This is a genomic window from Amycolatopsis jejuensis (assembly GCF_000717335.1).
GTDB classification, from domain to species: Bacteria; Actinomycetota; Actinomycetes; order Mycobacteriales; family Pseudonocardiaceae; genus Amycolatopsis; species Amycolatopsis jejuensis.
The window spans coordinates 420,072-441,930 of sequence record NZ_JNYZ01000005.1; the positions used below are offsets into that span (position 1 = coordinate 420,072).

Sequence of the window (21,859 nt, forward strand, 5' to 3'; positions counted from 1 at the left end):
GTCGCTCCTCCTTCATTCCGCGTCGCTGGAATGCCCGGGAACCACCGGCGCTCCAGGATTCACGAGCGGCATCAGATTGTTGACGGCGAGCGCAGCTTCCCCGAATCCGACCGAGATCAGGTTCACGTTCCCGTCGTAATCCGCAATGTCCCCGGCCGCAAAGACTCGGGGCAGGCTGGTGCGCATCGACCGGTCCACCTGGATCCGGCGGTTGCGCATTTCCAGTCCCCATCCCGGAATCGGCCCGAGGTCGGTGAGAAAACCCAGCGCGGCCACGATCTCGTCCACCCGGAGCGTCTCCGTCTCCTTCGTCTGCACATGCACCACCTCCACCTTGTCGACCGACTGGCCATCGCCGTGAATCTGGTGCACTTCGAATGGAGTGAGTACCCGAGCAGTCGAAGAATGCAGCTGCCGCACGCTGTATTCGTGCGCGCGGAATTTCGGCCGCCGATGCACGACGGTGACGCTGCGCGTGATGTTTTCGAGGTTCAAGGCCCAATCCACCGCCGAATCCCCGCCGCCGACGATGAGTACGTCGCGGTCGGCCAGTTCACCGAGCCGGGGAACGACGTACCGCACCCCTCGTCCTTCGTACTCCGCACCGTTCGGCATCCGGCGCGGGGTGAACCGGCCGATTCCACCGGTGATCAGCACGACCTTCGCGGTGACCACGGCCCCTTCGCTGGTGCCGATGGTGACCGCGTCCTCCGTAATGTCGAGAGTTTGCGCGGTATGTCCCAGGAGATAATGCGGATTGGCTTGGTCGGCCTGGTCGACGAGCGCGTCGACCAGGAATTGCGCTTTGATCGACGGAAACCCGGCTACGTCGTAAATCTGCTTTTCCGGATACAGCGCGGCGAGCTGCCCGCCGGGTTGGGGCAGCGCGTCCAGCACTGCCACCGAAAGGCCCCGGAACCCGGCGTAGTAAGCGCCGTACAGCCCGCAGGGCCCGGCGCCGATGATCGCGACGTCGACCTCGGTCACCGCGTGCCGTGCCTTTCCGTGACGACGGGATGATCCGAACCGACCACACCGCGTCCGGTCGCGCCACCGCTGGCGTCCTCGTGTTCGGCGAAGAATTCCTCGCCTGCCGCCAGGAATACCCCCAGCTGTTCCGGAAGCTTGTGTTCCCAATAGATTGCTTCACTCGGGCAGGCCGGTGCGCACTTTCCGCAGTCGACGCATTCGTCGGGATTGATGTACATCATCCGGTCGCCCTGGTAAATGCAGTCGACCGGGCATTCCTCCACACAGGACTGGTCGAGGATGTCGACACAGGCATCGGTCACGACGTAGGTCATGGCTTCCTTTCCACCTGGACGAGCGTGTCGGAGAAGGTCGGGCAGTTGCCGAGGTCGCCGAAAACCGTGGGAGTCACCGCAGACACGGTCGACAGTCCGTCGGCATGCATGCGCCACGATCCGACGTGGGATACCACCACTCCCGGCAGCACCGATTTGTCGATCTTCGCCTTGACGACGAATTCGCCGCGGTTGTTGAACACCCGCACACGGGCGCCGGTCGTGATTCCGCGTTCTTCGGCGTCCTCGGGATGGATCAGGAGACTCGGGTCCTTCTGGACCTTGCGGTGGAACTCGAGGTTCGCGTCACTGGAGTTGAGATAGGCGTGCGATTTCGGGCTGAGCAAGCTCAACGGGTACGCGGCCGCCAGTTCGGGATTGGTGCGCACGGATTCGCGTGGAGGAATGTAGTGCGGCAACGGGTCGACCGGATTGCCCGGCTGATGTTCGGTGGATCCCTGCCGGAACAACGGGACCACGAAATTGCCGCCGGGCGCGAGCGAGGAGGCGAACTCCACTTTGCCGGTGGGTGTGGGGAAATCGCCCTCGACATGCGGAGCGTATTGGTCGGGTGGCGGGACGTTGAGCCGCTGCCAGCCCTTTTCCTTCAGCGATTCCACCGTGATGCCCTGCATGACGGGAGCCGACCAGTCGAATGCCTCCGCGATCATTTCTTGGTCGGTGCGAAGGAAAACGGGGTCGGTGTACCCCATTGCGGCGGCGAGCCGTCGGAACAACTCGGTATTGGACACGGCTTCGCCGAGCGGTTGAACCGCGCGGTGGTTGTAGCTCGCATAGAGGTGGCCCCAAGAGAACATGATGTCCTCTTGCTCCAGCTGCGTGGTCGCCGGGAGCACGATGTCGGCGTACCTCGCGGTGTCGGTGATGAACTGCTCGCTGACCACGGTGAACAGGTCTTCCCTGGCCAGCCCGCGGGCGAGGTTGTCCTGGTCCGGGCACACCACGAGGGGGTTGGAGTTGTAGACCATCAGCGCCTTGACCGGCGGGTCGAGGGCGAGTTCCCCGGTGAGCGCGTCGCCGAGGAGGTACTGGTTGACCACGCGAGTGCCGGGTTTGAGCATCTCGGGGTGGATGAAGTTGTCCCAGATGACCGGAAACGCCCAGAGCGGCAACTGCAGGATTCCGCCGCCCGGCTGGCGCCAGGCGCCGACCAGCGCGGGCAAACAGGCCAGCGCGCGGACCGTCTGACCACCACCGGCATGCCGTTCGATCGCGACGCCGATCCGGATCACCGACGGCTGCGCGCGGGCGTATTCCCGGGCGAGCGTGCGGATGTCGTCCGCGGGGACGCCGGTTTCCTCCGCCGCCCATTCCGGCGAGTACTGCTGAACGCGTTCGACGAGGGCGTCGTACCCGATCGTGTACCTCGCGATGTAGTCGTCGTCGGTGAGGCCCTCGTTGATGATCACGTGCATCATGGCGAGTGCGAGGGCGCCGTCCGTTCCCGGGCGGATGGTGAGGTGCCAGTCGGCGGCCTTCGAGGTCCGGGTTTTGACCGGATCGACCACCACGACTTTCGCGCCGCGCTTGCGGGCTTCCGCGATGAACGGCCACAAATGCAGGTTCGTGCTCATCACATTGCACGCCCAGATGATGATGTACCGGGAATGCACGAGGCTTTCCGGATCGACGCCCGCGCTGTCCCCGATCGTCATCGCGTACGCCGTGCACGAGCCGGAGTCGCAATAGGTGCGTTCCGAGACCGTAGCGCCCAGCTTGGCGAAGAACGGGTCGCCGACGTTGAGTCCATTGAGGACTCCCTCGGTACCGAGATAGCTGCACGGCATGATCGCTTCCGGACCGTGTTCTGCCGCGATCCCCGTGAACTTGCCCGCGATTTCGGCGAGCGCGCCGGCCCAGCTGATCCGCTCGAACTCGCCGCTGCCCTTCGGGCCGGTGCGCCTTAACGGAAACAGGACTCGGTCGGGGCTGTAAACGCGGTCGAGATAGTTGTCCACCTTGACGCACAGGCCACCGCGGGTGAAGGGGTGCTCCGGGTCGCCGCTCACGTCGACGGCGGTGCCGTCCCGCACGGTCACGAGCAAGGCGCACGTGTCGGGACAGTCATGCGGGCAGGCGCCGCGGACGACGGTGTCCTCGGGTGCGGTTATGATGAACTCCTTGACCTGGTTCCGGCAGCGGGAAGCGACGGCTCCAGCTTCGCCACGACCCGGCCGGAAAGCTTGTCTCCCAGTCCACTGCTCTTGCCGATGCGGGCAGTGCCGCCTTGACTCCGCGGGCCGTGCGCCGCATCATCGGAGACCGGCCAACGGCGGTCGTGGGTGAGGTGATTTCGACGTGCACGCCATCGACGCGACCGCGGTCGCCCCCGGAGACCGCCTCGAATACTGGCGCGACGCGGTGTCCGACCAGTTCGTCCCCCTGCAGGTCGAACCGCAGAACCGAGGGAAATTCGACGGGCGGATCGGTACGGCGGCGGTCGGGTCCCTGCAAGTCCGCGACCTCACCGCCACGTCGCACCGGTTCAACCGCACGCAGGCACTGCTGCGCCGGTCGGACGAGGACTACTTCAAGATCGGCCTGATGGAGTCGGGGTCACTGCTCTTCAGCCAGGACGGCCGCGAAACCACCCTCGGCGGCGGCGACTTGGTGCTGTACGACAGCACCCGCCCCTACCGCGCCCTGATGCGCGATCCGTTCCGGCCGCGGGTCTACATGCTGCCCAAGCGGCTGCTGCCGCTGACGGACTACGAACTGCACCAGTCGACCGCCATCCGGGTCAGCGGGACGCAGGGAGTCGGGGCACTGGCCGTACCGTTCTTGCGGCGGCTGATCGAACACGCCGACGAGTACCACGGCACCGTCGCCGAGGCCCTGGCGCACACGTTTGCGGAACTGCTCACCGCAGTAGTCCGCGACCACGCCGCGGCGACCGGCGAGGTGCTGGCCGGGGTGAACCCGCACCTGTGCCGGGTCCGGTCGTACATCGACCAGAACGTCGGCGACCACGACCTCACGCCGGAGCGGATCGCGTCGGCGACGTCAATCTCGGTCAGCTACCTGCACAAGCTCTTCTCGGCCACGGGCACGACTGTGACCGGGTACGTCCGCGAGCGGCGCCTGCAGGGATGCTGGCGGGATTTGCGCAGCGAACGCATGGCACACCACACCGTCACGGCGATCAGCGCCCGCTGGGGGATCGCCGATCCGGCCCGGATGAGCAGGTTGTTCCGCGCCCGGTTCGGGATGACACCGACGGAGTGCCGGCTGGGTGCTGGTTAGCCCCACGCACCCTCGCGAGGCCGGTGAAGGAACCCGGCGCCGAACCCGTCGTGATCGCCGTCAGGCCGGTGCTCGAACGAGATCCGGCTGCCGGGCGCGGACAACGCCGTAACGTCGGACACCAGCCGCTCGGCCTCTTCGCGTCGGGGTGCCGGAACCGCCGGCGGCGGTGCGGAAGCGGCCCCGCCGGTGTTCGGCCCGGATCACCGTGGCGTGCGGACCGTCAGCTCGAGGTCACCGTTGTAGATCGCTCGTTCTCCTGGCGTCCACAGTTCGCGTCCGGCCATCTCGTCCTCGTAGATCGCGTGGTCGATCTTGCGGGGCGCGACGCAGCGTCACGGGATGGTTCCCTCCGGCAACCCGGCGCAGTGCTGGTGGATCTGCCCCGGGGTGGTGAGCCAGAAGGACTCCCGGTCCGGATGCTCGACCACGTGGCGCAACGCCTCGCGCAGGGCGGGCAGGCGGTGCGGCTGCCCGAAGATCAACGGATGCAACTGGATTGTGCACACCAGGGGCTGGTGCACCGACTGCCGGGCCATTTCGTCGATTCGGTCGACTGTCATCCGGGCGAATTCGCGGGCCGTGTGGTGATGGGTCATGATCTGGACGGCATCGTTGAAGTCCGTCGAGTACGGCATGGCCAGGATCGGCCCGCTCCTGGTGCGCATCCGGATCGGCTGGTCGTCCACGCTCCAGTCGCACACGTAGTCGAACCCGGCTTCCCGCAGCAGGTCCGGCGTCGAGGGTGACTCCGAGAGCCACGGGCCGAGCCAGCCGCGGGGTGCGGTCGCACCCGGGAAGCCCGCGATGGTGTCCCGGACGGACGCGATCATCTGCGCCTCGTCGGACTCCGCCATTTCGGCCTGCCGCTCCGCGTTGGTGCGGCCGTGGCCGATGAGCTCGCCGCCGCGGTCGAGGACCGCGGAAATGACCTGGGGGGCCAGCTCGACGGACGTGCTGTTGACCATCGCGCTGACCGGAATCCCCAGCTCGTCCAGCAGGTCGAGGAGGCGCCACACGCCGACCCGGTTGCCGTACTCCCGCCAGCCGTAGGATCGCACGTCCGGCCCCGGGTGTGCGCGGGAGATCAGGTGCCCGATTCCCGCGCCGAACGGGAAGGACTCGACCAGCAGGGTGACGTAGATGGCCAGCCGGCGTCCTTCCGGCCAGCTGTAGTCAGGACGGCCGACAATCGGCACGTAGTCGAACCGGTGGTGATGCGGCAGCGGGCCGGTCCGGGGCAGTGGCGGCATCATGCGCCGCCCCCGGGCACCGCAGTGGCGAGCGGAATGTCGTGGTACGCACCGATCCGCGGCCCGCGCGCAAGGCGCAGCACACCTTCCCCGAGGTTCATCACCAGCGAGGCGATCGTCTCCATCGCGCCTTGGCTGCCGGTGCCGGTCGCGGTCCGCTGGATCGAATACGGATGTCCGTCGGTGTCGGTGAACACCCTGACCAGGTCGTCTTCGCCGAGGGGGCGGGCCGGTTCCGAGAGAATCGACTGCGCCCGCTTGACTCGTGCAGCGCTGTCCGGGTACCGCGCCAGGCTGCGGTCCTCCACCGACTCGGTTCGCCGGCCCAGGAAGTGGTTGGCGTGCACGATCCGGCCCCCTGCCGGGTCGATCCGGGTGACCTCGCGGGGCGTGGACTCGAGGTCCACTGCCTCGCCGGACCGATGCGCGATCAGGTAGTTCGACGACATCGAGCGCGGCGCCCGCTGTACGACCTCGACGGCTTCCTCGACAGTGCTCCGGCGGAGGATCTCGCGGCGGAGGACCGGCACCGGAACGCCGGGCTGCTCGAAATCGTGCTCGGTCTGCAGGTAGTTGCCGCACAGGCCGAGTCCGGCGCTGTTGAGCCCGAAGCGGCACAGCATGCCGGCTTCGACCAGGGTGATCAGGTCCGGTCCGTCGTCGTCCCTGATCTCCAGCAGCATGGCCACCCCGGCCACCGCAGGCACGACGTCCCAGTTCTGCCCGAGGCACGCAGCGCCGGGGAGGGCGACGGCCGTGCACCCGTCACCGTCCCCGGTGGCGGCGAACTCCATCCGGGCGTTGAGGGCGACGACCTGGTCCAGTTCGAGACCGGCGCCGTCGGCGGTGCCCTGCATCTCGTCGAGGAGGGCCGGGGAGTGTTCCCCGATCAGGTCCCTGATCGGAGCCGCCTTGGCGGCGAGTGCGCGGGGGCGGGCCAGCCACGGCGTGAGAAACAGGTCGAGACTCGTCGCGATCAGCCCGGCGGCCTGGCGGCCGTACGACAGACCACGTTGGTACGGCGTGCCGTCCACGGTGATCTTGGGGAAGGGGTTCACGGCTGCGTCCTTTCCAGTTTCTCTTGCACCGCACGGACTACGGTGCTCGGCCGGTCGACGACGGTGACGCCGGCCTTTTCCAGGCAAGCCTTCTTCCCGGCAAAGCCCCCGGCCCCCGCTTCGACGATCGCACCGGCGTGCCCCAGTGCGACCCCTTCGGGCGCAGATCTGCCCGCCAGCAGGGCGACGACCGGTGCCGGTGCCTCGGCGAGCGCTGCGGCGAAGTCCTCTTCGTCGGTACCGCCGATCTCGCCGACGAGGACGATCACCTTGTTCCGGGCGTCGAGCCGGACCATCGGCAGCAGCTCGGTGAACGACGTGCCCTTCACCCGGTCGCCCCCGATGCCGATCCACGTACTCACCCCGAGTCCGTGCTGCCCGAGCGCGTGCACCACCTCGTACGAAAGCGTGCCGCTGCGCGAGACGACCGCACACGGCCCCGGGGTCACCGAGCTCACCGGAAGGAACCCCAGCAGGTACCTGCCCTGGCTGAGCAAGCCCGGCGAGTTGGGGCCGACCAGCCGCATCCCGGTCGACCGCGCCGCTTCCAGCACTTCGAGCAGGTCCTGCCGAGGCACGCCTTCGGTGACGCTGACACACAACGAGATTCCCGCGTCGGCCGCCTCGATCAGGCCGTCGCGGGCGGTGTCGGGCGGCAGGAATGCCACACTCGTGGTCGCTCCGGTGCGCTCGACCGCGGTCGCGACCGAATCGAAGATCGGCACGCCGTCGACCTCACTGCCGCCGTGTCCCGGTGATACCCCGCCGACCACAGTGGTGCCGTAGGCGCGCATCCGCGCCAGATGCCGGCGGCCGACGCGTCCGGTGGCGCCCTGGATCACCACCGCGTCGCCGGCAGTGTCGAGGAAATTGCTCACGTCAGGCCTCCTTTCGGGCGTAAGTCGCCGCAGTGGCAACGAGATCTTCGACGGTCGCGGCGGTCTGGATCCCGGCGTCCGCGAGGCGCTTCCGTGCTCGATCGGCGTTGCGGCCCTCGACCCGGACCACGACCGGCAGCGCGTTGGTCGCCAAGGCCCGGAGCAAGAGCTCGCTGAACTCGTCGAGGTCCGTCACCCCGGCGAAGACGTTCACCGCGATCACGCGCAATTGCGGTGCGTGTGAGGCGAATGCGTGCAGCGCGAAGTCCAGCCGGGAGGTGGATCCCCGGAACGATCCGGTCCGCAGGTCGCAGAAGTTGTACGGCGGGGTCCCGCCCGCGGTCAGCAGATCCGCCACCAGCATCGAGGCGCCCGCGCCGGTGGTGAGCAGGCCGACCCGGCCCGCGGGATCGAGTACCACCAGGTCGAATCCGAGCGCCCGGCTGCCGCGTTGCAGGTCGTCGAGCGCCGGTGGTGGCCGGAGCGCCGGATCCGGGACGACCCGGGCATCCGCCGCCACCAGCCCCCGGCCAGGGCAGTCGAGCAGCGGATTGATCTCGACGAGTTCGGCCCGGCTGGTACGGAAGACGCGCCAGAGCGCCTGCGCAATCGGCACCAGCGCCGTGGCCGTCTCGGCGTCCAGCCGGAGTTCCTCGGCGGCCCGCCACACGGTCGACGGCAGGACGCCGGCCGACATGCGGACCGGCACCTGGCTGATGGACTGGCCTGCCTCGACGTCCACGCCGCCTTCCGCACCCAGCAGCAGCATCGGTGCCCTGGTCCGCGCGTCGGCGAGAAGGGCGAGGTACAGCTCCCGGCGCGAGTCCAGGGCCTGCTCGACCATGAGCTCGGCAGCCCGGAACCCCCGCACTTCGACGCTGAACAGCTCGTCCGCGACCGCAGCCACTTCCCCGGCGGCAACGATCCGTACGCCACCTGCCTTGCCGCGCCCGCCGATGGGTACCTGCGCTTTCACCGCGACCCGGTCGCCGAGCCGGCGCGCGGCCTCGGCAGCTTCGGCGGCCGTAGTCACGACTGTGCCGGGCGGGCACGGGATGCCTTCGGCAGCCAGCAGCGTTTTCGCCTCGTGTTCGAGCAGCTGGGTCATTTGAGGAGCTCTCGGGCGATGGCGTTGCGCTGGATCTGCGGCGTGCCACCGCCGAGCGGGCCGTAACGGGCCCAGCGCAGGTACCGTTCGGCGGGCATTTCCTTGACCCAGCCGTTCCCGCCGAAAATCTGCAGGACGCGGTCGGTGACCCGGAGCGCCATTTCGTTCGCGTTGACCTTGGCGACCGCGGCCTCGTGCCGGCTGGGGAACGCCTGCGCGGCATTCGCGGCCGCCCGCCACACCAGCTGGCGCGCCGCCTGGATTTCGACCTCGTTGTCGGCCAGCATCCACCGGATCCCTTGATGGTCACCCAGAAGGCCGCCGCCTTGGCTGCGGGTCTTGACGTACTCGACTGCCGCGTCCTGCGCACCCTGGGCGATGCCGACCGAGATCGACGCGTTCAAGCACCGTTGCCCGTTGAAGGCGGTCAGCATGCGGCGGAACCCGTCCTCGCGCACGAGGACGTTGCTGCTCGGGATCCGGCAGTTCTCGAAGGTGAGGTCGTACAGGTCCTCGCCGCCGAGCGTCTTGCGGCCGGGCGAGATCGTGAACCCCGGGGTGCCCCGTTCGATCAGCACCGCGCCGATCGGGCGGGTGCCCGGGTCGTCCGACCAGCGGACGTACACGATGAACAGCCCGGCGACGTCGGCCCGCGAGCACAGGACCTTTCCACCGTTGACGACGACGTCATCGCCGTCGACCACCGCCTTGGTGCGCATTGCCCAGATGTCGGAGCCCGCATCCGCTTCGGTCATCGAGACCGCGCAGATCCGCTTTCCCGCGGCGACGTCGGGCAGGAACCGGCGTTTCTGTTCCTCGGTGCCGTACGCGGCGATCGCCCGGATCTGGACGCCGAGCTCCCCGAGCGCGGCCATCGCCGTGACGTAACAAGCACTGCCGAGCTGTTCGAGGATCAGGGCCGCGTCCAGCCAGGTCCCGCCGGCCCCGCCGTACTCCTCGGGAACGGAGGCACCCAAGAGTCCCGCCTTGGCCAGGATTTCCATGTTCTCCCACGGGAATTTGCCGGTCTCCTCCCATTCGAGGCTGCGCGGCTTGAAGCGGTCCTGGGCGATTTTCCGGGCCAGCGCCCGGATTTCGGCTTGCTCGCCGGTGAGACCGAACTGGGCGAGGACCGGGATCTCCTCGGTTGTCATGGATTTCAGACCTTCCGGTGGATGGGACAGGGAGACGCCAAGGTTTCCGACGGCGATTCGCCGTACCGGTCGCGGTAGTAGGCCGCGAATCGCCCCAGGTGACTGAAGCCGGACGCCGTGGCCACCTGCGCGACGGTGGTGTGGTGCCGGCTTGCCCGGGCCAGCAACCGATGCGCGTGCGCCAGCCGCGTCTGGCGCACGAAAGTCATCGGGGTGACGCCGAGGTGCCGCAGGAAGCAGTACTGCAGCGCTCGCACACTCGTCGCGGCGAGGCCGGCGAGTTCGCGAACGGTGTAGGCCCGCGCCGGATCGGCCAGGACCGCCCGGCGCACCCGTTCGACCGCCGTCGACTGCAGGATCGGGCTTCCGGCATGGAGTTCTTCGCTGTGCTGGTGGGCCGATCCCAGCAGCAAAGTGGTGACCAGGTAATGACAGAGGCGTTCCGCGACGGCTTCGTGGTACAGCGGGCCGCCCGGTTCCTTGAGCCCCTCCGCGATGGCGGCGAACAAGTGCAGCCATTGGGCGAGCGGGCCTTCGGTACTGCCCTGGATCGGCTCGAAGCGCACCGGGCCGGTGATCGGGCGGCCCAGCAGATCCGACAGGCATTGCTCGAGATAGGCACGGTCGATGCGGGCGCCGTACTGCACGGTCCCTGAATGCCACCGCGCGATACTCGTTCTGCCGACCGGGAAATGGATGGCGATCCGGCCCGGCGTGCACAGGTACTGCCGGTCCTCCCACACCGCCTCCCATCCGCCGACCAGCGGAGTGCTCACGTGGTAGGCGTCGGTCAGCTCGCCGAAGCCGAGGTGCACTTCCGAGTCGTACGACAGCCGGCCGATCGTCATGTGCCCGAGCGATACTGTCGTGAGCCGCATGCCCACGTCGCGGGTGGGAGCCAGGCACGACAGCCGGTGCCGGTAGTAGTGCCTGCCCAGCACGCGGCGTGCTTCGTCGAGATCGGCGACGCGATAGCGGTCGATCCGCCCGACGTCCGGTGGCCGGTCCCGCAGACCGGTCGGCCCCGGCATGTCAGGCCCGGCCTTCCAGGAACGCGGTGACCAGCCCGAGCGTCTGCGGCAGCTGCTCCAGCTGCGGGACGTGGCCGCACTCGTCGAGCAGCTCGACCGTGGCGTGCGGGACCAGCCGGGCGTACTCGGCGGCGTAACCGGCAGGGACGACCGCGTCGCCCTTGCCCCAGACGATCAGCGTCGGCGCCGTGATCCGGTGCAGCCGCCGGGAAAGCCCGCGGTCCTGGATCGGCCAGAAGAACTTGGCGGCACAGCCGGTCGCCCAGATCAGATTCACGGCGGCGTCGAGTGCGGCCGCGGGATCGGTGATCTCGGGGAAGATCGTGCGGGTCGCTGCCGAATCCGGATCGGCGAAGAGGTACTTCTTCGCCAGTTCCGGGGAGATCATCATCTCGGCGTTGTACGGCAGGTCCTCCTGCCACAACCCACCCGGCGCGAGCAGGACGAGCCGGGCGGGAAGGTCCGGAAAGGTCGCGGCCAGTTCCGCGGCCACCATCCCGCCGAAGCTCGTCCCGATGATCGGCAGCGACGTGAGACCCAGGTGCCGGAGCGCGCCCTCGTAGGCGAGCACGAGGTCGCCGACCGAGTCCAGCTGGTGGATTGCCATGCTGTCGCCCTCCGCGGTGCCGGGCAGCCGCGGCGCGTAAACCGTGTGGTGCTGCGCCAAGGTGCGCAGGAACGGGTCCCACCAAAGCCCGCCAGCGGGGTGCAGGTAGAGCAGCGGCGGGCCGGAACCGAGCTTGTCGACGTGGAGATCGAGGCGCCCGCCCCATGCCGGGACGACCTCGGTGGTGGGCTCTGCTTGGCCGATCATGTGAGCTTCACTCCGTTCAGTCCGGACTGGCAGGCGGAGACCGGCAGGCCGCCGAGCCGGGTCGGCCACCAGCGGTTCGCGCCTGCGTACTCCGACCAGATCCCCCGCAGCTCGGGCAGCACCGAGGACGCGAAGAGATCGATGTTGTGCTTCACCAGGTCCGTCGGCATCGAGCCGGTTTGCAGCTGTACCAACAGGTTCCCTCCGCGGTAACTGCGGACGCGCTCGGCGAGCACCTCGCGCACGGTGGCTGGGCTGCCGGCCACCAGGGCGCCGGACTCGACCTGTTCGCGGAAGGTCGGCAGCGTGTCCGAGCCGCCGCCCATTCCGGAGCCGAAGAGAGCACGCAGCCCCTGCGGTGAGATGCCGCCGGGCAACGCAAGGTACTTCACCGGGACCGCTGGTACGCCGCACTTCAGGTGGTACTCGACATGCTCGGCGTACAGCCGCTCGGCTTCCGCATCGGAGCCTGCCACGAGAACCCGCTGACCGACGGTGACCCGGAACGGGTTGTCGTCGAGGTTCAGTTCGGCGGCCATGCGCCACAGGTCGTCGAGGATGCGCTGGGCGTCGATTCCGGCGCCGAGTGAGACGACGTTGAAACCGAGGTCGCGTTCGAGCGCGAACCGCGTGGTGTTCGGGTTGCCGATGCCGGTGATGCTGACCGGCGGATGCGGGTCCTGGAACGGCCGCGGCCAGACGTTCACCTTCAGGTACTGGGAGTACTTGCCGTTCCATCCGAAGGGTTCGCTCGCCGTCCAGGCTCGCAGCACGAGTGCCAGGTTTTCGTCGTACCTGGCCCTGGTCTCGATCGGCGGCACGCCGGCGTTGAGGTTCGCGTCGTAGGCCAGCCCGATCGGGAAGCCGGCCAGGAGCCGTCCGCCGGACAGGTTGTCCAGCCACGCCAGTTCCTCGGCCACCCGCAGCGGTTCCCTGACCTTGCCCAGGCTGCGCCCGACCAGATAAATGCCGGTGTCCAGGTCCTCGCTGCCGATCACCTGCGCGAGGATCGCGGCGGACAGGTCAGGATTCGGGCTCATGTCGTACGCGCTCTGGCTGTGCTCGTTCAAGGCGATGGCATCGAAGCCGGCGCGTACTGCGTGCAGCATCTCGTCGTGCGCGTGCTGCAGATCCTGATGGACGAGCGCGGGCTCGGTGAGCCCGAAGTCGGTGGAGACGGCCGGCTCGTGCCCGCGGGCGGCGAAGTCGCCGTCGAAATGCCGGTACGGCAGTTGCTGCAGATACGTGACCTTCATGGGGCTCCCTGGATCGAAGTCGGCAGGAGGTGAGCTAGTCGCCGGACCCGGGTTCCGGCGGAAGCGAGCGGTAACGGCCGGACTGGAACACGAGTGCGTCGCGGTCGTAGGTCAGGTGGTCGACGACTCGCCCCAGCACCAGCACGTGATCCCCGGCGTTGGTGCGCGTGTGCGGTTCGCACTCGATCCAGGCGACCGTGCCGGCCAGCCGGGGGATCCGGCAGTCCGTTTCCCACTGCGCCGCCGGGGAATCCGCGCTGGTGCCGCAGAACTGCTTGGCGACGGCTTCTTGTTCGGCGGCCAGGATGTTGACGACGAAGCCGGAGCGGTCCAGCGCCTGCGCCGCCTTCGAAGTCAAGGCGAGGGACACGAGGACCAGCGGCGGGTCCATCGACACGGAGGTGAACGAGTTCACCGTGATTCCCCGTGCTGCGCCGTCGAGTTCGTAGGTGACGACCGTGACGCCGGTGGCGAACTGGCCGAGGCTGCGGCGTAACCGGCGGTGGTCCGGTCCGCCGGGACTCACCCCGGAGAGGCCGGTTCGCTGCGAGGTGTCTGTGTGCATTGCCTGACGCTAAGCTCGCTCCGGCGAGCCGCGCTTGCCCTGCATTCACAGAGTATGGCGCCGTCCGTTGCGCATTTTGCGCAGGTGGTCAGCCGTCCGCCGGCGGCAACGGGCGGTGCAAGGCGTGCTGCATCAGCAGCGCGACCCGCAGCTCCACCTGCCGTTCGGTGATCGGCCTGCCGAGGAGTTCCTCGGCTCGCCGGAGCCGATACGCGACGGTGTTGCGCGCAATGTGCAGCTGCCTGGCCACGACCTGGGGGCTGTGGGAGTCCAGGTATGCCGCAAGGGTTTCCAGCAGGACGGCGTGCTCCGGCACGGCCAGCGCGCCCAGCTCGGCCTCGACGAATTTCCGGACACTGCGCGGGTCGGTCCCGAGCAGCCCGAGGAGCCGGACGTCGGCAAACGGGATCACCGGGCGGTCCCGCAACCCGGGCAGGGTGATCGACAGCAACCGCGCCTGGGTGGCCTCGGCCATGGTCTGCCGGAACCCGGCGATTCCTTCGGCCACCCCGCCCAGCGCGATCCGCACGGCAGGAGGCGCTTCGAGGTCTGGGGGCAGCGCGAAGGGCTGGCGGCGATTTCCCCACCCGCGCAGGTAGTCGTTGCCCTCGTGCGCGAGGTACAGCTGCTGCGCGAACCCGAACCGGGCCAGGAATCCCGACGCGATCCGGCGAAGCTCGCCGGCCGGCAGGTCACGGCCGCCGTCGGTCCACACCACGATGCCGACGTGCTGCCGGTAGGCGAGGTCGTAGCGCAGCTTTTGGGCGATCTCGGCCAGGCCGTGGCTGCGCCCGGCGAGCACGTCCTCGATCAGGACCCGGCGGGCGTCGTCGGGGTCGAGCCTGCGCTCCAGCTCGTCCGCATACAGCTTGGTCAGCTCTTCGCCGAGAGAGTCGGAGAAGAGGAACCCGAACTTCCAGACCGCGTCGAGCCGGTCGGCGAGGACGCGGGTGGACGTGAGCCGCCGGCACTCCGCCATCAACCGCTCGACGACCATGGCGTGCCCGCGATGCACCGAGGCGAGCACCGACGGCAGCGGGATATCGGCCGCCGCGCTGAGGTTTACGAGCTCGCGGCCCCGGTCACCGAGGAGACCGTGAACCACCGAACCGGCCCGGATCGTCTCAAGGGACAGCAAGACCGATTCCTGCATGGCGGCGGGGAACACCGTGGACCCGTCGCCGAGAGCGCCGAGCGCGGGTGTCTCCGCCGCGAGGCTCCTCGCGAGCTCGGCCCCGACCTGCATCGCCCAGCGGACCGGAGCCTCGCCGAGGCCGGGGCTCCGGAGGCGGACTTCGTCCGGAGCCAGCCAGCTGCGCAGATCCGGGTCGGTGGCGTCGAGTGCGTCGGTCCAGTGCTGTTCGATCCGACTTCCCACCGGATGCTCCCTTCCCAGCCTGAGATGTCCGCACCCCCTGCCGGGTCATCGCCGGACCGTAACCGGGAAAACCCGCGTCGGCAACCGGTCCGCGCTAGTTGTCCGCGGTGGTGTTCTGCAGCCAGGCCACGATCGCGTCGGTGTGCGTGCCGAGATCCGGTACCGAGCCGAGAGGCGGCCGCCAGCCCGCGACCGTCACCGGCGGGAGCAACGCATCGAACGGGCCGGCGGAAGTCTCGACCTGCTCCCACCGTGCCCGCGCCGCCAGTTGCGGATGCGCTGCGAAGTCCCGGATACTGCGTTGCTCGGCGAAGGCGATCGCGGCCTTGTCCAGCTTGGCGCGGGCAAGCTCGGAGTCCATCGCGGCGAAGGCCGAGCGGACGCAGTCGTCCAGCGCTTGCCGATGCGCGACGCGCTGGTGGTTACCGGCAAACCGCGGATCGCTTGCCAGGTCGGGCCGGGCGAGGACGATCCGGCAGAACCGGTCCCACTCGCGCTCGTTCTGCAGCCCCACGGTGAGTACGACGCCGTCGGCGCAGGCGAACGGCCCGTACGGGGCGATGGTCGCGTGGCTGGCCCCGGCGCGGGCGGGCTCGGCACCGCCGTACGTCGTGTAGAGCAGCGGGTGCATCATCCACTCGCCGAGCGCCTCGAGCATCGACACCTCCAGCCGTGCCCCATGCCCGGTCTGCTGCTTGTGCAGCACGGCGGACAAGATCCCGGTGTAGGCGTACATCCCGGTGGCGATGTCGGCGATGGAAATCCCTGCCTTGGCGGGATGCTCCGGCGTACCCGTCACCGAAAGCAGCCCGGCCTCGCATTGGATGAGAAGGTCGTACGCCTTCTTGGCGGAGTACGGACCGCCGGTGCCGTACCCGGAGATGTCGCACGTGATCAGGCCGGGGAAGCGGGCGGTGAGTCCGGCCGAACCGACGCCGAGCCGGTCGGCCGCGCCCGGGGCCAGGTTCTGCACGACCACGTCGGCCTCGGCGACGAGCCGGGTCAAGATCTCCTTGCCGCCGTCGCTTTTGAGGTCGAGCACCAGCGACTCCTTGTTCCGGTTGAGCCAGACGAAGTAACTCGACAGGCCGTGCACGCTCGTGTCGTAGCCTCGCGCGCTGTCCCCGGAATCCGGTCGCTCCACCTTGATCACCCTGGCGCCGAGATCGGCCAGCTGCCGCGTGGCGAACGGCGCCGCCACCGCTTGTTCGAGCGAGACGACCGTGATTCCCCGAAGGGGTAGAAAGGGCATGCCTGCTCCAGGTTTTCCGCACTGATCGGAATTGCCAGCCTCGCACGATTTCCCGGGCGGCCGGACCGGGTGCGTGTCTTGGCCATTCCGGTTGCGCGGAATGGATAGACGTCTTTGCCGCGGCGCGGAAAGCTGATGCGAACTTCGCCGGGCCGGTGCCCGGACATCCCGAAAGGTAGTGCTCACGTGTTGTTTCTTGCGCACATGGAGGTGACCGTTCCCGCGGGACTCGACCCGGCCGTCGTGGCCGATCTGCTGGCGCGGGAGAAGGCCCGGGCCGTGGAGCTGCAGCGGGAAGGGTGCTGGCGGGAGCTGTGGCGGGTCGCCGGGCGGTTTGCGAACGTGAGCGTGTTCGAGGTCGGCAGCGTCGACCGGTTGCACGAAATCCTGGCCTCGCTGCCGATGTTCCCGTATCTCGACATCACGGTCACGGCGCTGGCCACCCACCCGTCCAAAGTGGACTGAATCGGAAATGAGGGACTCGGTGACGAAGATCAGTGGACGAGCACTGCCCCGGGAAAACCGCGGGGCGGCCATCGTCGCGGAACTCATGGACGGTATTCGCAGTGTCCTCGCCAAATACGAGGTCACCTACTGCGAATACACGATGGCCAAGGAATACCTGGTCAATCTCGGCCAGGCCGGCGAATGGCCGCTGTTTGCCGACGTGTTTTTCGAGGCGACCGTCGAGGAGGCCGACTCGAATGCCCGCGACGGCAGCCCCGGGGCGATCGAGGGGCCGTTCTTCCTTCCCGGCGCGCCCGTGCTCGAACCGCCGTTCGTGATGCCGATGCGGGCCGGTGAACCGGGCGATGTTCTCGTGTTCTCCGGCACCGTCACCGCGCCCGACCGGACCCCGATCCCGCATGCGCAGGTCGAGATCTGGCAGAGCGACGCACAGGGCACCTACTCCGGCATCCCGTACCCGGACGGGCGGGAGCTGCCGCCGGAGTTCAACCTCCGGGCACGCCTGACGGCCGACGAGAACGGGGCGTACCAGGTCCGCACCATCGTGCCGGTGCCGTACGAGATCCCGACCGCGGGGCCGACCGGGGCACTGCTGACCGCGGTGGGCTGGCACGCCTTCCGGCCCGCGCACCTGCACCTCATCACCTCGGCCCCGGGCTTCGAGTCGCTCACCACCCAGCTGTACTTCGACACCGACCCCTACCTCGACTCCGACATCGCCGGGGCAGTCAAACCCGAACTCGTACTCGGCCTGGAAGAGCGCACGGACCTCCTCCCCGGAGAGCGGACCTGTTTTGCGGCGTCGTACGAGTTCCGGCTGCCCCGCGCGCGGAAATGACCGTGCCGTCGTGAAAATCGCTGCCGTGGAGGCGATTCCGTTCTCCATCCCGTTGCGCCGGCCGTCCGCGTTCGCCCACGGCACCTTGTCTCGCGCGGACCACGTGCTGGTCCGGGTGACGACCGACGACGGCATCGTCGGGCACGCCGAGGCGCCCGCGCGTCCCTTCACCTACGGCGAATCCCAGGAATCCATCGTCAAGGCAATCGATTCCTGGATCGCCCCCGCCGTGCTCGGCACGGACCCGTTCGCCCGCGAGCGCGTGCGGGATTCCCTCCGCTGGCTGCGGTACAACCACACCGCACGCAGTGCCGTGGACCTGGCGATCTGGGACGTGCTCGGCAAGGCGCTCGGGAAATCCTGTCACCAGCTGCTCGGCGCGTTCACCGAATCCGTCCCCGTCGTGCACATCATCTTCGCCGAGGTTCCCGAAGCAATGGGCGAGGAGGCGCTGCGGATGCGAGACCGCCACGGAATCGGGATCTTCAAGATCAAGACCGGAAAGGACCCCGTGGTCGACACCAAAGCGATGCGGACGGTCCGCTCGGCGCTGGGCGACGGCGCCGAGATCTATGTCGACGCGAACAAGGGCTGGACGCCCGACGAGGCGATCCGGCTCCTGCCGGTGATGCAGGAAACCGGCATCACCATGATCGAGGAGCCCACGCCGGCCTTTCACCCGCTGGCCCGCCGGTGGGTGGCCGGTACGAGCCCGATCCCGGTGCTGGCCGACGAGAGCGTCACGCGGCTGGGAGAGGTCGCCCGCGAGGTGCTCGACGGGCACGCCCAGCTGGTCAGCATCAAGGTGGCGCGCACCGGGTTCACCGAGTCCGCCCGCATTGCCGGGCTGTGCGAGGGGCTCGGGACCGGCGTGGTGGTGGGCAGCCAGATGGACGGTGCCCTCGGCGCGCTCAGCGCCCTCGCGTTCGCCGCCGCGTATCCGGGCACCTCGAAGCGCGGCGCGGAACTGGGCTACCACCTCGAACTCGCCGACGACATCGCGGCGGCCCCGGCGATCGAGCACGGGCGGATGACGGTGCCGGGGGTGCCCGGGATCGGGATCGAGATCGACGAGCCGAAATTGCAGCACTACCGATGTGATCAGGACTAGCGCAGGAGAATCCGCTGTGGACGCACCACGACCGAAACCGTCGCCGCTCGGCTACCGGGACGACGGTCCGCCGGACGCCCCCGTCGTCGTATTCGGCCCCTCGCTCGGCACGACGCTCGGCCTGTTCGAGCCGCAATTGGCTCTCGCGCAGCAGTTCCGGGTGATCCGCCACGATCTGCGCGGGCACGGCGGTTCGGCGGTTCCGCCCGGCCCTTACACGATCGGGGAGATGGCGGCGGATGTCGTTGCGCTGCTTGACGATCTCGGGGTCGACCGGTTCAGTTACGTCGGGGTCTCGATCGGCGGAGCCATCGCGCAATGGCTGGGGGTGCACGAACCCGGCCGGGTTGAGTCGCTCGTCATCTGCTCGTCGGCCGCGCGCTTCCACGATCCGGCGGGCTGGCCGGATCGCGCGGCGCGAGTGCGCACCGATGGCACCGGTTTCCTGCTCGAATCCCGGTGCGGCGCCTGGTACACCCCCGAGTTCGCGCAGCGCGAGCCCGCCACGGCCGAATGGCTGCTCGACATGCTCCGGACCGTGCCGCGGGAAGGGTACGCGGGCAGTTGCGAGGCGATCGGGCAGTTCGACCTGCGGAGCCGGCTCTCCGAGATCACCGTGCCCACCACGGTGATTGCCGGGGCGGAGGATCCGGCCACTCCGGCGGACATGGTCCGGGCCATCGCGACGGGGATCGGCGACGCTCGGTTCGTCCTCGTGCCCGGCACTTCCCACCTGGTCAACGTCGAGCGGCCGGACATCGTCAACGCGGAGATCACGCGGCAGGTACTGGCCGCAACGAGTGCCGGCCGGGAAGGCTGACGTGCGTACCATTCCCGCTCTCCTCGCCGCCGCGGCCCGAGAGCACCAGGACCGGATCTGGCTTCGCACCGACGAAATCGAGCTCTCCTTTGCCGCCGCGTGGCGGCAGGTGGCCGCGCTGGCCCGGCGGCTCGAAGAGCTCGGCGTGCGACCCGGTCAGCCGCTGGTGATCACGGCCCGGTCGACACCGCAGCACCTCCTGGTCATCCTGGCCGCGACCACCCTGGGCGCGATCGCCGTGCCGACCGATCCGCGGAGCACGGCCGCCGAGCTTTCCGGCCTGCTGCACCAGTTGCGGGGTGAGGTGCGCTTCGTCGCCGACGCCGAAGCGATCGGCACTGTCCGGCGCGTGCAGGCAACGGCGTTGCTCCTCGAAGACTTGACCAGCGCTGCGGTGGACCTTGGCGATGACCCGCCGTACCCGGTCGACGAATCGGACGTGGCGATCATGATCCCGACTTCGGGCACGACCGGCCGGGCCAAGCTGGTGATGCAGACGCATCGGGCGTACGTGCTAGCCGGAGAGGGTTTCCCGTTCTGGATGGGCCTCGATTCCACCGACCGGCTGATGACGGCCCTGCCGTTGTTCCACACCAATGCGCTGGCGTACTCGACGATGGGCTCGCTGGCCTGCGGCGCCGGTCTGGTACTACTGCCGCGGTTCTCGGCCTCGACGTTCCTCGAATCGGCCCGGCGCCATGGTGCGACGTCCTTCAACGCAGTCGGCGCGATGCTGGAATTCCTGATGGCGCAAGAGCCCGATGCCGGCTCGCCGCTGCGCAGTTGTTACTCCGCCCCGGCTCCGGACGCAGCGCGGCACCGCGAGATCGAGAAGCGGCTCGGCATCGAGCTGGTGTGCGGGTACGGCCTGTCGGAGAGCCTTTACGGACTTTCCTGGCGCAGGGGCACCCGGCCGTTCGGCACGTTGGGACACCTGCGTCAGCACCCCACTCTCGGTGCGGTCAACCAGGCGCGAGTCGTCGATCCGCAGGGAGCGGACTGTGCTCCGGGACAGCAAGGCGAGCTGCTGCTGCGTAATCCCGCCGTCGCCACGGGCTATTACGGCCTGCCCGAGGAGACTGCGGCAACCTTCCAGGACGGCTGGGTGCGTACCGGGGATCTCGTCACGGAGAACGAAGACGGGACGTACACCTTCGTCGCGCGGCTCAAGGAGGTCATCCGCCGCCGGGGCGAAAACCTGTCCCCGGGCGAGGTCGAAGAGGCCTTGCGGGCTTGTCCCGAAGTGCTGGACTGCGCCGTGGCCGGGGTACCCGCCGGTCCGTTCGAGGAGGAGGTCAAGGCTTTCGTGCGGCTGGTTCCCGGCGCGGTGGCCACTCCGGCGGACCTGGCCGCCCGGCTCGGCCTGCGCCTTGCCGCGTTCAAGATCCCGCGGTTCTGGCAGTTCGTGGACGACCTTCCCTACACCCCGACCGGACGCGTCGCGAAGCACCGGCTCCCCACCGAGGGCGCCGAGCACGACCTGGCCACCACCATCGGAGAAGCCCATGCCTGAGACCTATCGGACCAGCATCGGGGTCTCGACCCTCGATTCCATCCGCTTGCTGGGCAAGGATTTGCCGCACGAACTGATGGGCGAAGTCTCGTTCAGTGACCTCGCGTTCTGGCTGGTCGCACTGCGGCGGCCGACGCAGGGGGAGAGCCGGATGTTCGGCGCGGTGCTCGTCGCGCTCGCCGATCACGGACTGACCCCGACCGTCCTGGCCGCCCGCCTGACCCTGACGAGCGCACCCGAGTCCATCCAGGGCGCCATGGCGGCCGGAATCCTCGGTGGCGGCTCGCGCTTTCTCGGGGTGGTCGAGGACGCGGCGCGATTCCTTGCCGAGGGCCTCCGTGCCGACGAGCCGCATGCCGAGGTGGCGCGGGCGCTCGTGCAGCGGCACCCGCGGATTCCCGGCCTCGGCCACCCGGTGCACAAAGACGGTGACCCGCGCACCCCGGTGATCTACGCCCTCGCCGAAGAGACCGGAACGCTCGGGCCGCATTTGCGCCTGCTCCGCGCCGTCGCTGCCGCGCACAGCGAACTGACCGGCCGGAAACTCCCGATCAACGGAGCAGGCTCGTGCGGCGCGGCGCTCGCCGACCTGGGTTTCGACCCGGGAATCATCCGCGGCTTCGCGCTCGTGGCGCGGGCAGCCGGGTTGCTGGGGCAGATCGCCGAAGAGATCCGCGACCCGATCGGGCTCCGGCTGTACGACGCGGTCGATCGGCACGCGCAGTACGTGGATCCGAGGTAGCACGCGGCTTTTCGACTTGCCGGCACCAATTCCGAGCGCATGTCGCTCACTG

Annotated in this window: 21 protein-coding genes; 7 read left to right on the forward strand and 14 right to left on the reverse strand. The window is 68.8% G+C overall.

Annotated features, from left to right (window positions below):
• Positions 1-12 precede the first annotated feature (12 nt).
• From OO71_RS08470 to OO71_RS08480, 3 genes are read right to left on the reverse strand one after another with little or no spacing between them, the layout of a single operon-like run.
• Complete coding sequence (locus tag OO71_RS08470; protein WP_033289038.1) at positions 13-987, reverse strand: NAD(P)/FAD-dependent oxidoreductase; 975 nt, start codon at positions 985-987, stop codon at positions 13-15.
• Positions 984-1,304: a ferredoxin gene (gene fdxA / locus OO71_RS08475; RefSeq protein WP_033289039.1), complete on the reverse strand. Its 321-nt coding sequence runs from the start codon at positions 1,302-1,304 to the stop codon at positions 984-986. The genes OO71_RS08470 and fdxA overlap by 4 nt, the downstream gene beginning before the upstream one ends.
• Positions 1,301-3,439 carry a molybdopterin-containing oxidoreductase family protein gene (locus OO71_RS08480; protein WP_211260475.1) on the reverse strand — a complete coding sequence of 713 codons (2,139 nt, stop codon included), beginning with the start codon at positions 3,437-3,439 and terminating at the stop codon, positions 1,301-1,303. The genes fdxA and OO71_RS08480 overlap by 4 nt, the downstream gene beginning before the upstream one ends.
• Positions 3,440-3,623: 184 nt before the next feature.
• On the opposite strand from OO71_RS08480, the gene OO71_RS08485 reads away from it, so the two are divergent.
• Complete coding sequence (locus OO71_RS08485; RefSeq protein ID WP_051791318.1) at positions 3,624-4,568, forward strand: AraC-like ligand-binding domain-containing protein; 945 nt, start codon at positions 3,624-3,626, stop codon at positions 4,566-4,568.
• Between the two features lie 335 nt (positions 4,569-4,903).
• Here the strand turns inward: OO71_RS08485 and OO71_RS08490 are convergent, their stop codons facing one another.
• The 11 genes from OO71_RS08490 to OO71_RS08540 form a co-directional block, all read right to left on the reverse strand.
• On the reverse strand, positions 4,904-5,824 hold the full coding sequence (locus OO71_RS08490) for a polysaccharide deacetylase family protein (protein ID WP_033289041.1): 921 nt from the start codon (positions 5,822-5,824) through the stop codon (positions 4,904-4,906).
• Positions 5,821-6,879 carry a C45 family autoproteolytic acyltransferase/hydrolase gene (locus tag OO71_RS08495; RefSeq protein ID WP_033289042.1) on the reverse strand — a complete coding sequence of 353 codons (1,059 nt, stop codon included), beginning with the start codon at positions 6,877-6,879 and terminating at the stop codon, positions 5,821-5,823. Before OO71_RS08495 ends, OO71_RS08490 begins: the two co-directional genes overlap by 4 nt.
• Positions 6,876-7,757 carry a succinate--CoA ligase subunit alpha gene (locus OO71_RS08500; RefSeq protein WP_033289043.1) on the reverse strand — a complete coding sequence of 294 codons (882 nt, stop codon included), beginning with the start codon at positions 7,755-7,757 and terminating at the stop codon, positions 6,876-6,878. The genes OO71_RS08495 and OO71_RS08500 overlap by 4 nt, the downstream gene beginning before the upstream one ends.
• Before the next feature lies 1 nt (position 7,758).
• The gene (locus OO71_RS08505) at positions 7,759-8,865 is read right to left on the reverse strand and encodes an ATP-grasp domain-containing protein (protein WP_033289044.1); all 1,107 of its coding nucleotides are present in this window, start codon (positions 8,863-8,865) and stop codon (positions 7,759-7,761) included.
• Complete coding sequence (locus tag OO71_RS08510) at positions 8,862-10,019, reverse strand: acyl-CoA dehydrogenase family protein (RefSeq protein WP_033289045.1); 1,158 nt, start codon at positions 10,017-10,019, stop codon at positions 8,862-8,864. Before OO71_RS08510 ends, OO71_RS08505 begins: the two co-directional genes overlap by 4 nt.
• A gap of 5 nt (positions 10,020-10,024) precedes the next feature.
• On the reverse strand, positions 10,025-11,050 hold the full coding sequence (locus tag OO71_RS08515) for an AraC family transcriptional regulator (protein WP_051791321.1): 1,026 nt from the start codon (positions 11,048-11,050) through the stop codon (positions 10,025-10,027).
• A gap of 1 nt (position 11,051) precedes the next feature.
• Positions 11,052-11,864 (reverse strand): alpha/beta fold hydrolase, encoded by an 813-nt coding sequence (locus tag OO71_RS08520; protein ID WP_033289046.1) that lies wholly within the window; start codon positions 11,862-11,864, stop codon positions 11,052-11,054.
• Positions 11,861-13,120, reverse strand: coding sequence for an LLM class flavin-dependent oxidoreductase (locus OO71_RS08525; protein WP_033289047.1), 1,260 nt, complete (start codon positions 13,118-13,120; stop codon positions 11,861-11,863). Before OO71_RS08525 ends, OO71_RS08520 begins: the two co-directional genes overlap by 4 nt.
• A 34-nt stretch (positions 13,121-13,154) precedes the next feature.
• On the reverse strand, positions 13,155-13,685 hold the full coding sequence (locus OO71_RS08530) for a flavin reductase family protein (RefSeq protein WP_063740023.1): 531 nt from the start codon (positions 13,683-13,685) through the stop codon (positions 13,155-13,157).
• Positions 13,686-13,773: 88 nt separating this feature from the next.
• Positions 13,774-15,063, reverse strand: a complete 1,290-nt coding sequence (locus OO71_RS08535; protein ID WP_033289048.1) for a PucR family transcriptional regulator — start codon at positions 15,061-15,063, stop codon at positions 13,774-13,776.
• A 94-nt stretch (positions 15,064-15,157) separates the two neighbouring features.
• A complete protein-coding gene (locus tag OO71_RS08540) occupies positions 15,158-16,315 on the reverse strand; it encodes a CaiB/BaiF CoA transferase family protein (RefSeq protein ID WP_033289049.1) in 1,158 nt (385 codons plus the stop codon).
• 135 nt (positions 16,316-16,450) lie between these two features.
• Between OO71_RS08540 and OO71_RS08545 the strand changes: the two genes are divergently transcribed.
• From OO71_RS08545 to OO71_RS08570, 6 genes are read left to right on the forward strand one after another with little or no spacing between them, the layout of a single operon-like run.
• Positions 16,451-16,780: a muconolactone Delta-isomerase family protein gene (locus OO71_RS08545; protein ID WP_425388657.1), complete on the forward strand. Its 330-nt coding sequence runs from the start codon at positions 16,451-16,453 to the stop codon at positions 16,778-16,780.
• A gap of 19 nt (positions 16,781-16,799) precedes the next feature.
• Positions 16,800-17,621 (forward strand): dioxygenase family protein, encoded by an 822-nt coding sequence (locus OO71_RS08550; RefSeq protein ID WP_162186049.1) that lies wholly within the window; start codon positions 16,800-16,802, stop codon positions 17,619-17,621.
• Positions 17,622-17,631: 10 nt separating this feature from the next.
• On the forward strand, positions 17,632-18,732 hold the full coding sequence (locus tag OO71_RS08555; protein WP_033289051.1) for a mandelate racemase/muconate lactonizing enzyme family protein: 1,101 nt from the start codon (positions 17,632-17,634) through the stop codon (positions 18,730-18,732).
• Between the two features lie 16 nt (positions 18,733-18,748).
• Positions 18,749-19,552, forward strand: coding sequence for a 3-oxoadipate enol-lactonase (gene pcaD / locus OO71_RS08560; protein WP_033289052.1), 804 nt, complete (start codon positions 18,749-18,751; stop codon positions 19,550-19,552).
• A gap of 1 nt (position 19,553) precedes the next feature.
• Positions 19,554-21,065, forward strand: a complete 1,512-nt coding sequence (locus tag OO71_RS08565) for a class I adenylate-forming enzyme family protein (protein WP_162186050.1) — start codon at positions 19,554-19,556, stop codon at positions 21,063-21,065.
• A complete protein-coding gene (locus OO71_RS08570) occupies positions 21,058-21,807 on the forward strand; it encodes a citryl-CoA lyase (RefSeq protein WP_033289053.1) in 750 nt (249 codons plus the stop codon). Before OO71_RS08565 ends, OO71_RS08570 begins: the two co-directional genes overlap by 8 nt.
• The last annotated feature ends 52 nt before the right edge of the window (positions 21,808-21,859 follow it).

What these genes read in the sequence shown, in the direction of transcription:
- OO71_RS08525 (WP_033289047.1), bottom strand. Translation starts at nt 13,120, where the DNA reads ATGAAGGTCACGTATCTGCAGCAACTGCCGTACCGGCATTTCGACGGC.
- OO71_RS08540 (WP_033289049.1), bottom strand. Translation starts at nt 16,315, where the DNA reads ATGCCCTTTCTACCCCTTCGGGGAATCACGGTCGTCTCGCTCGAACAA.
- OO71_RS08530 (WP_063740023.1), bottom strand. Translation starts at nt 13,685, where the DNA reads ATGCACACAGACACCTCGCAGCGAACCGGCCTCTCCGGGGTGAGTCCC.
- fdxA (WP_033289039.1), bottom strand. Translation starts at nt 1,304, where the DNA reads ATGACCTACGTCGTGACCGATGCCTGTGTCGACATCCTCGACCAGTCC.
- OO71_RS08510 (WP_033289045.1), bottom strand. Translation starts at nt 10,019, where the DNA reads ATGACAACCGAGGAGATCCCGGTCCTCGCCCAGTTCGGTCTCACCGGC.
- OO71_RS08490 (WP_033289041.1), bottom strand. Translation starts at nt 5,824, where the DNA reads ATGATGCCGCCACTGCCCCGGACCGGCCCGCTGCCGCATCACCACCGG.
- OO71_RS08545 (WP_425388657.1), top strand. Translation starts at nt 16,451, where the DNA reads ATGCGAACTTCGCCGGGCCGGTGCCCGGACATCCCGAAAGGTAGTGCT.
- OO71_RS08505 (WP_033289044.1), bottom strand. Translation starts at nt 8,865, where the DNA reads ATGACCCAGCTGCTCGAACACGAGGCGAAAACGCTGCTGGCTGCCGAA.
- OO71_RS08520 (WP_033289046.1), bottom strand. Translation starts at nt 11,864, where the DNA reads ATGATCGGCCAAGCAGAGCCCACCACCGAGGTCGTCCCGGCATGGGGC.
- OO71_RS08570 (WP_033289053.1), top strand. Translation starts at nt 21,058, where the DNA reads ATGCCTGAGACCTATCGGACCAGCATCGGGGTCTCGACCCTCGATTCC.
- OO71_RS08515 (WP_051791321.1), bottom strand. Translation starts at nt 11,050, where the DNA reads ATGCCGGGGCCGACCGGTCTGCGGGACCGGCCACCGGACGTCGGGCGG.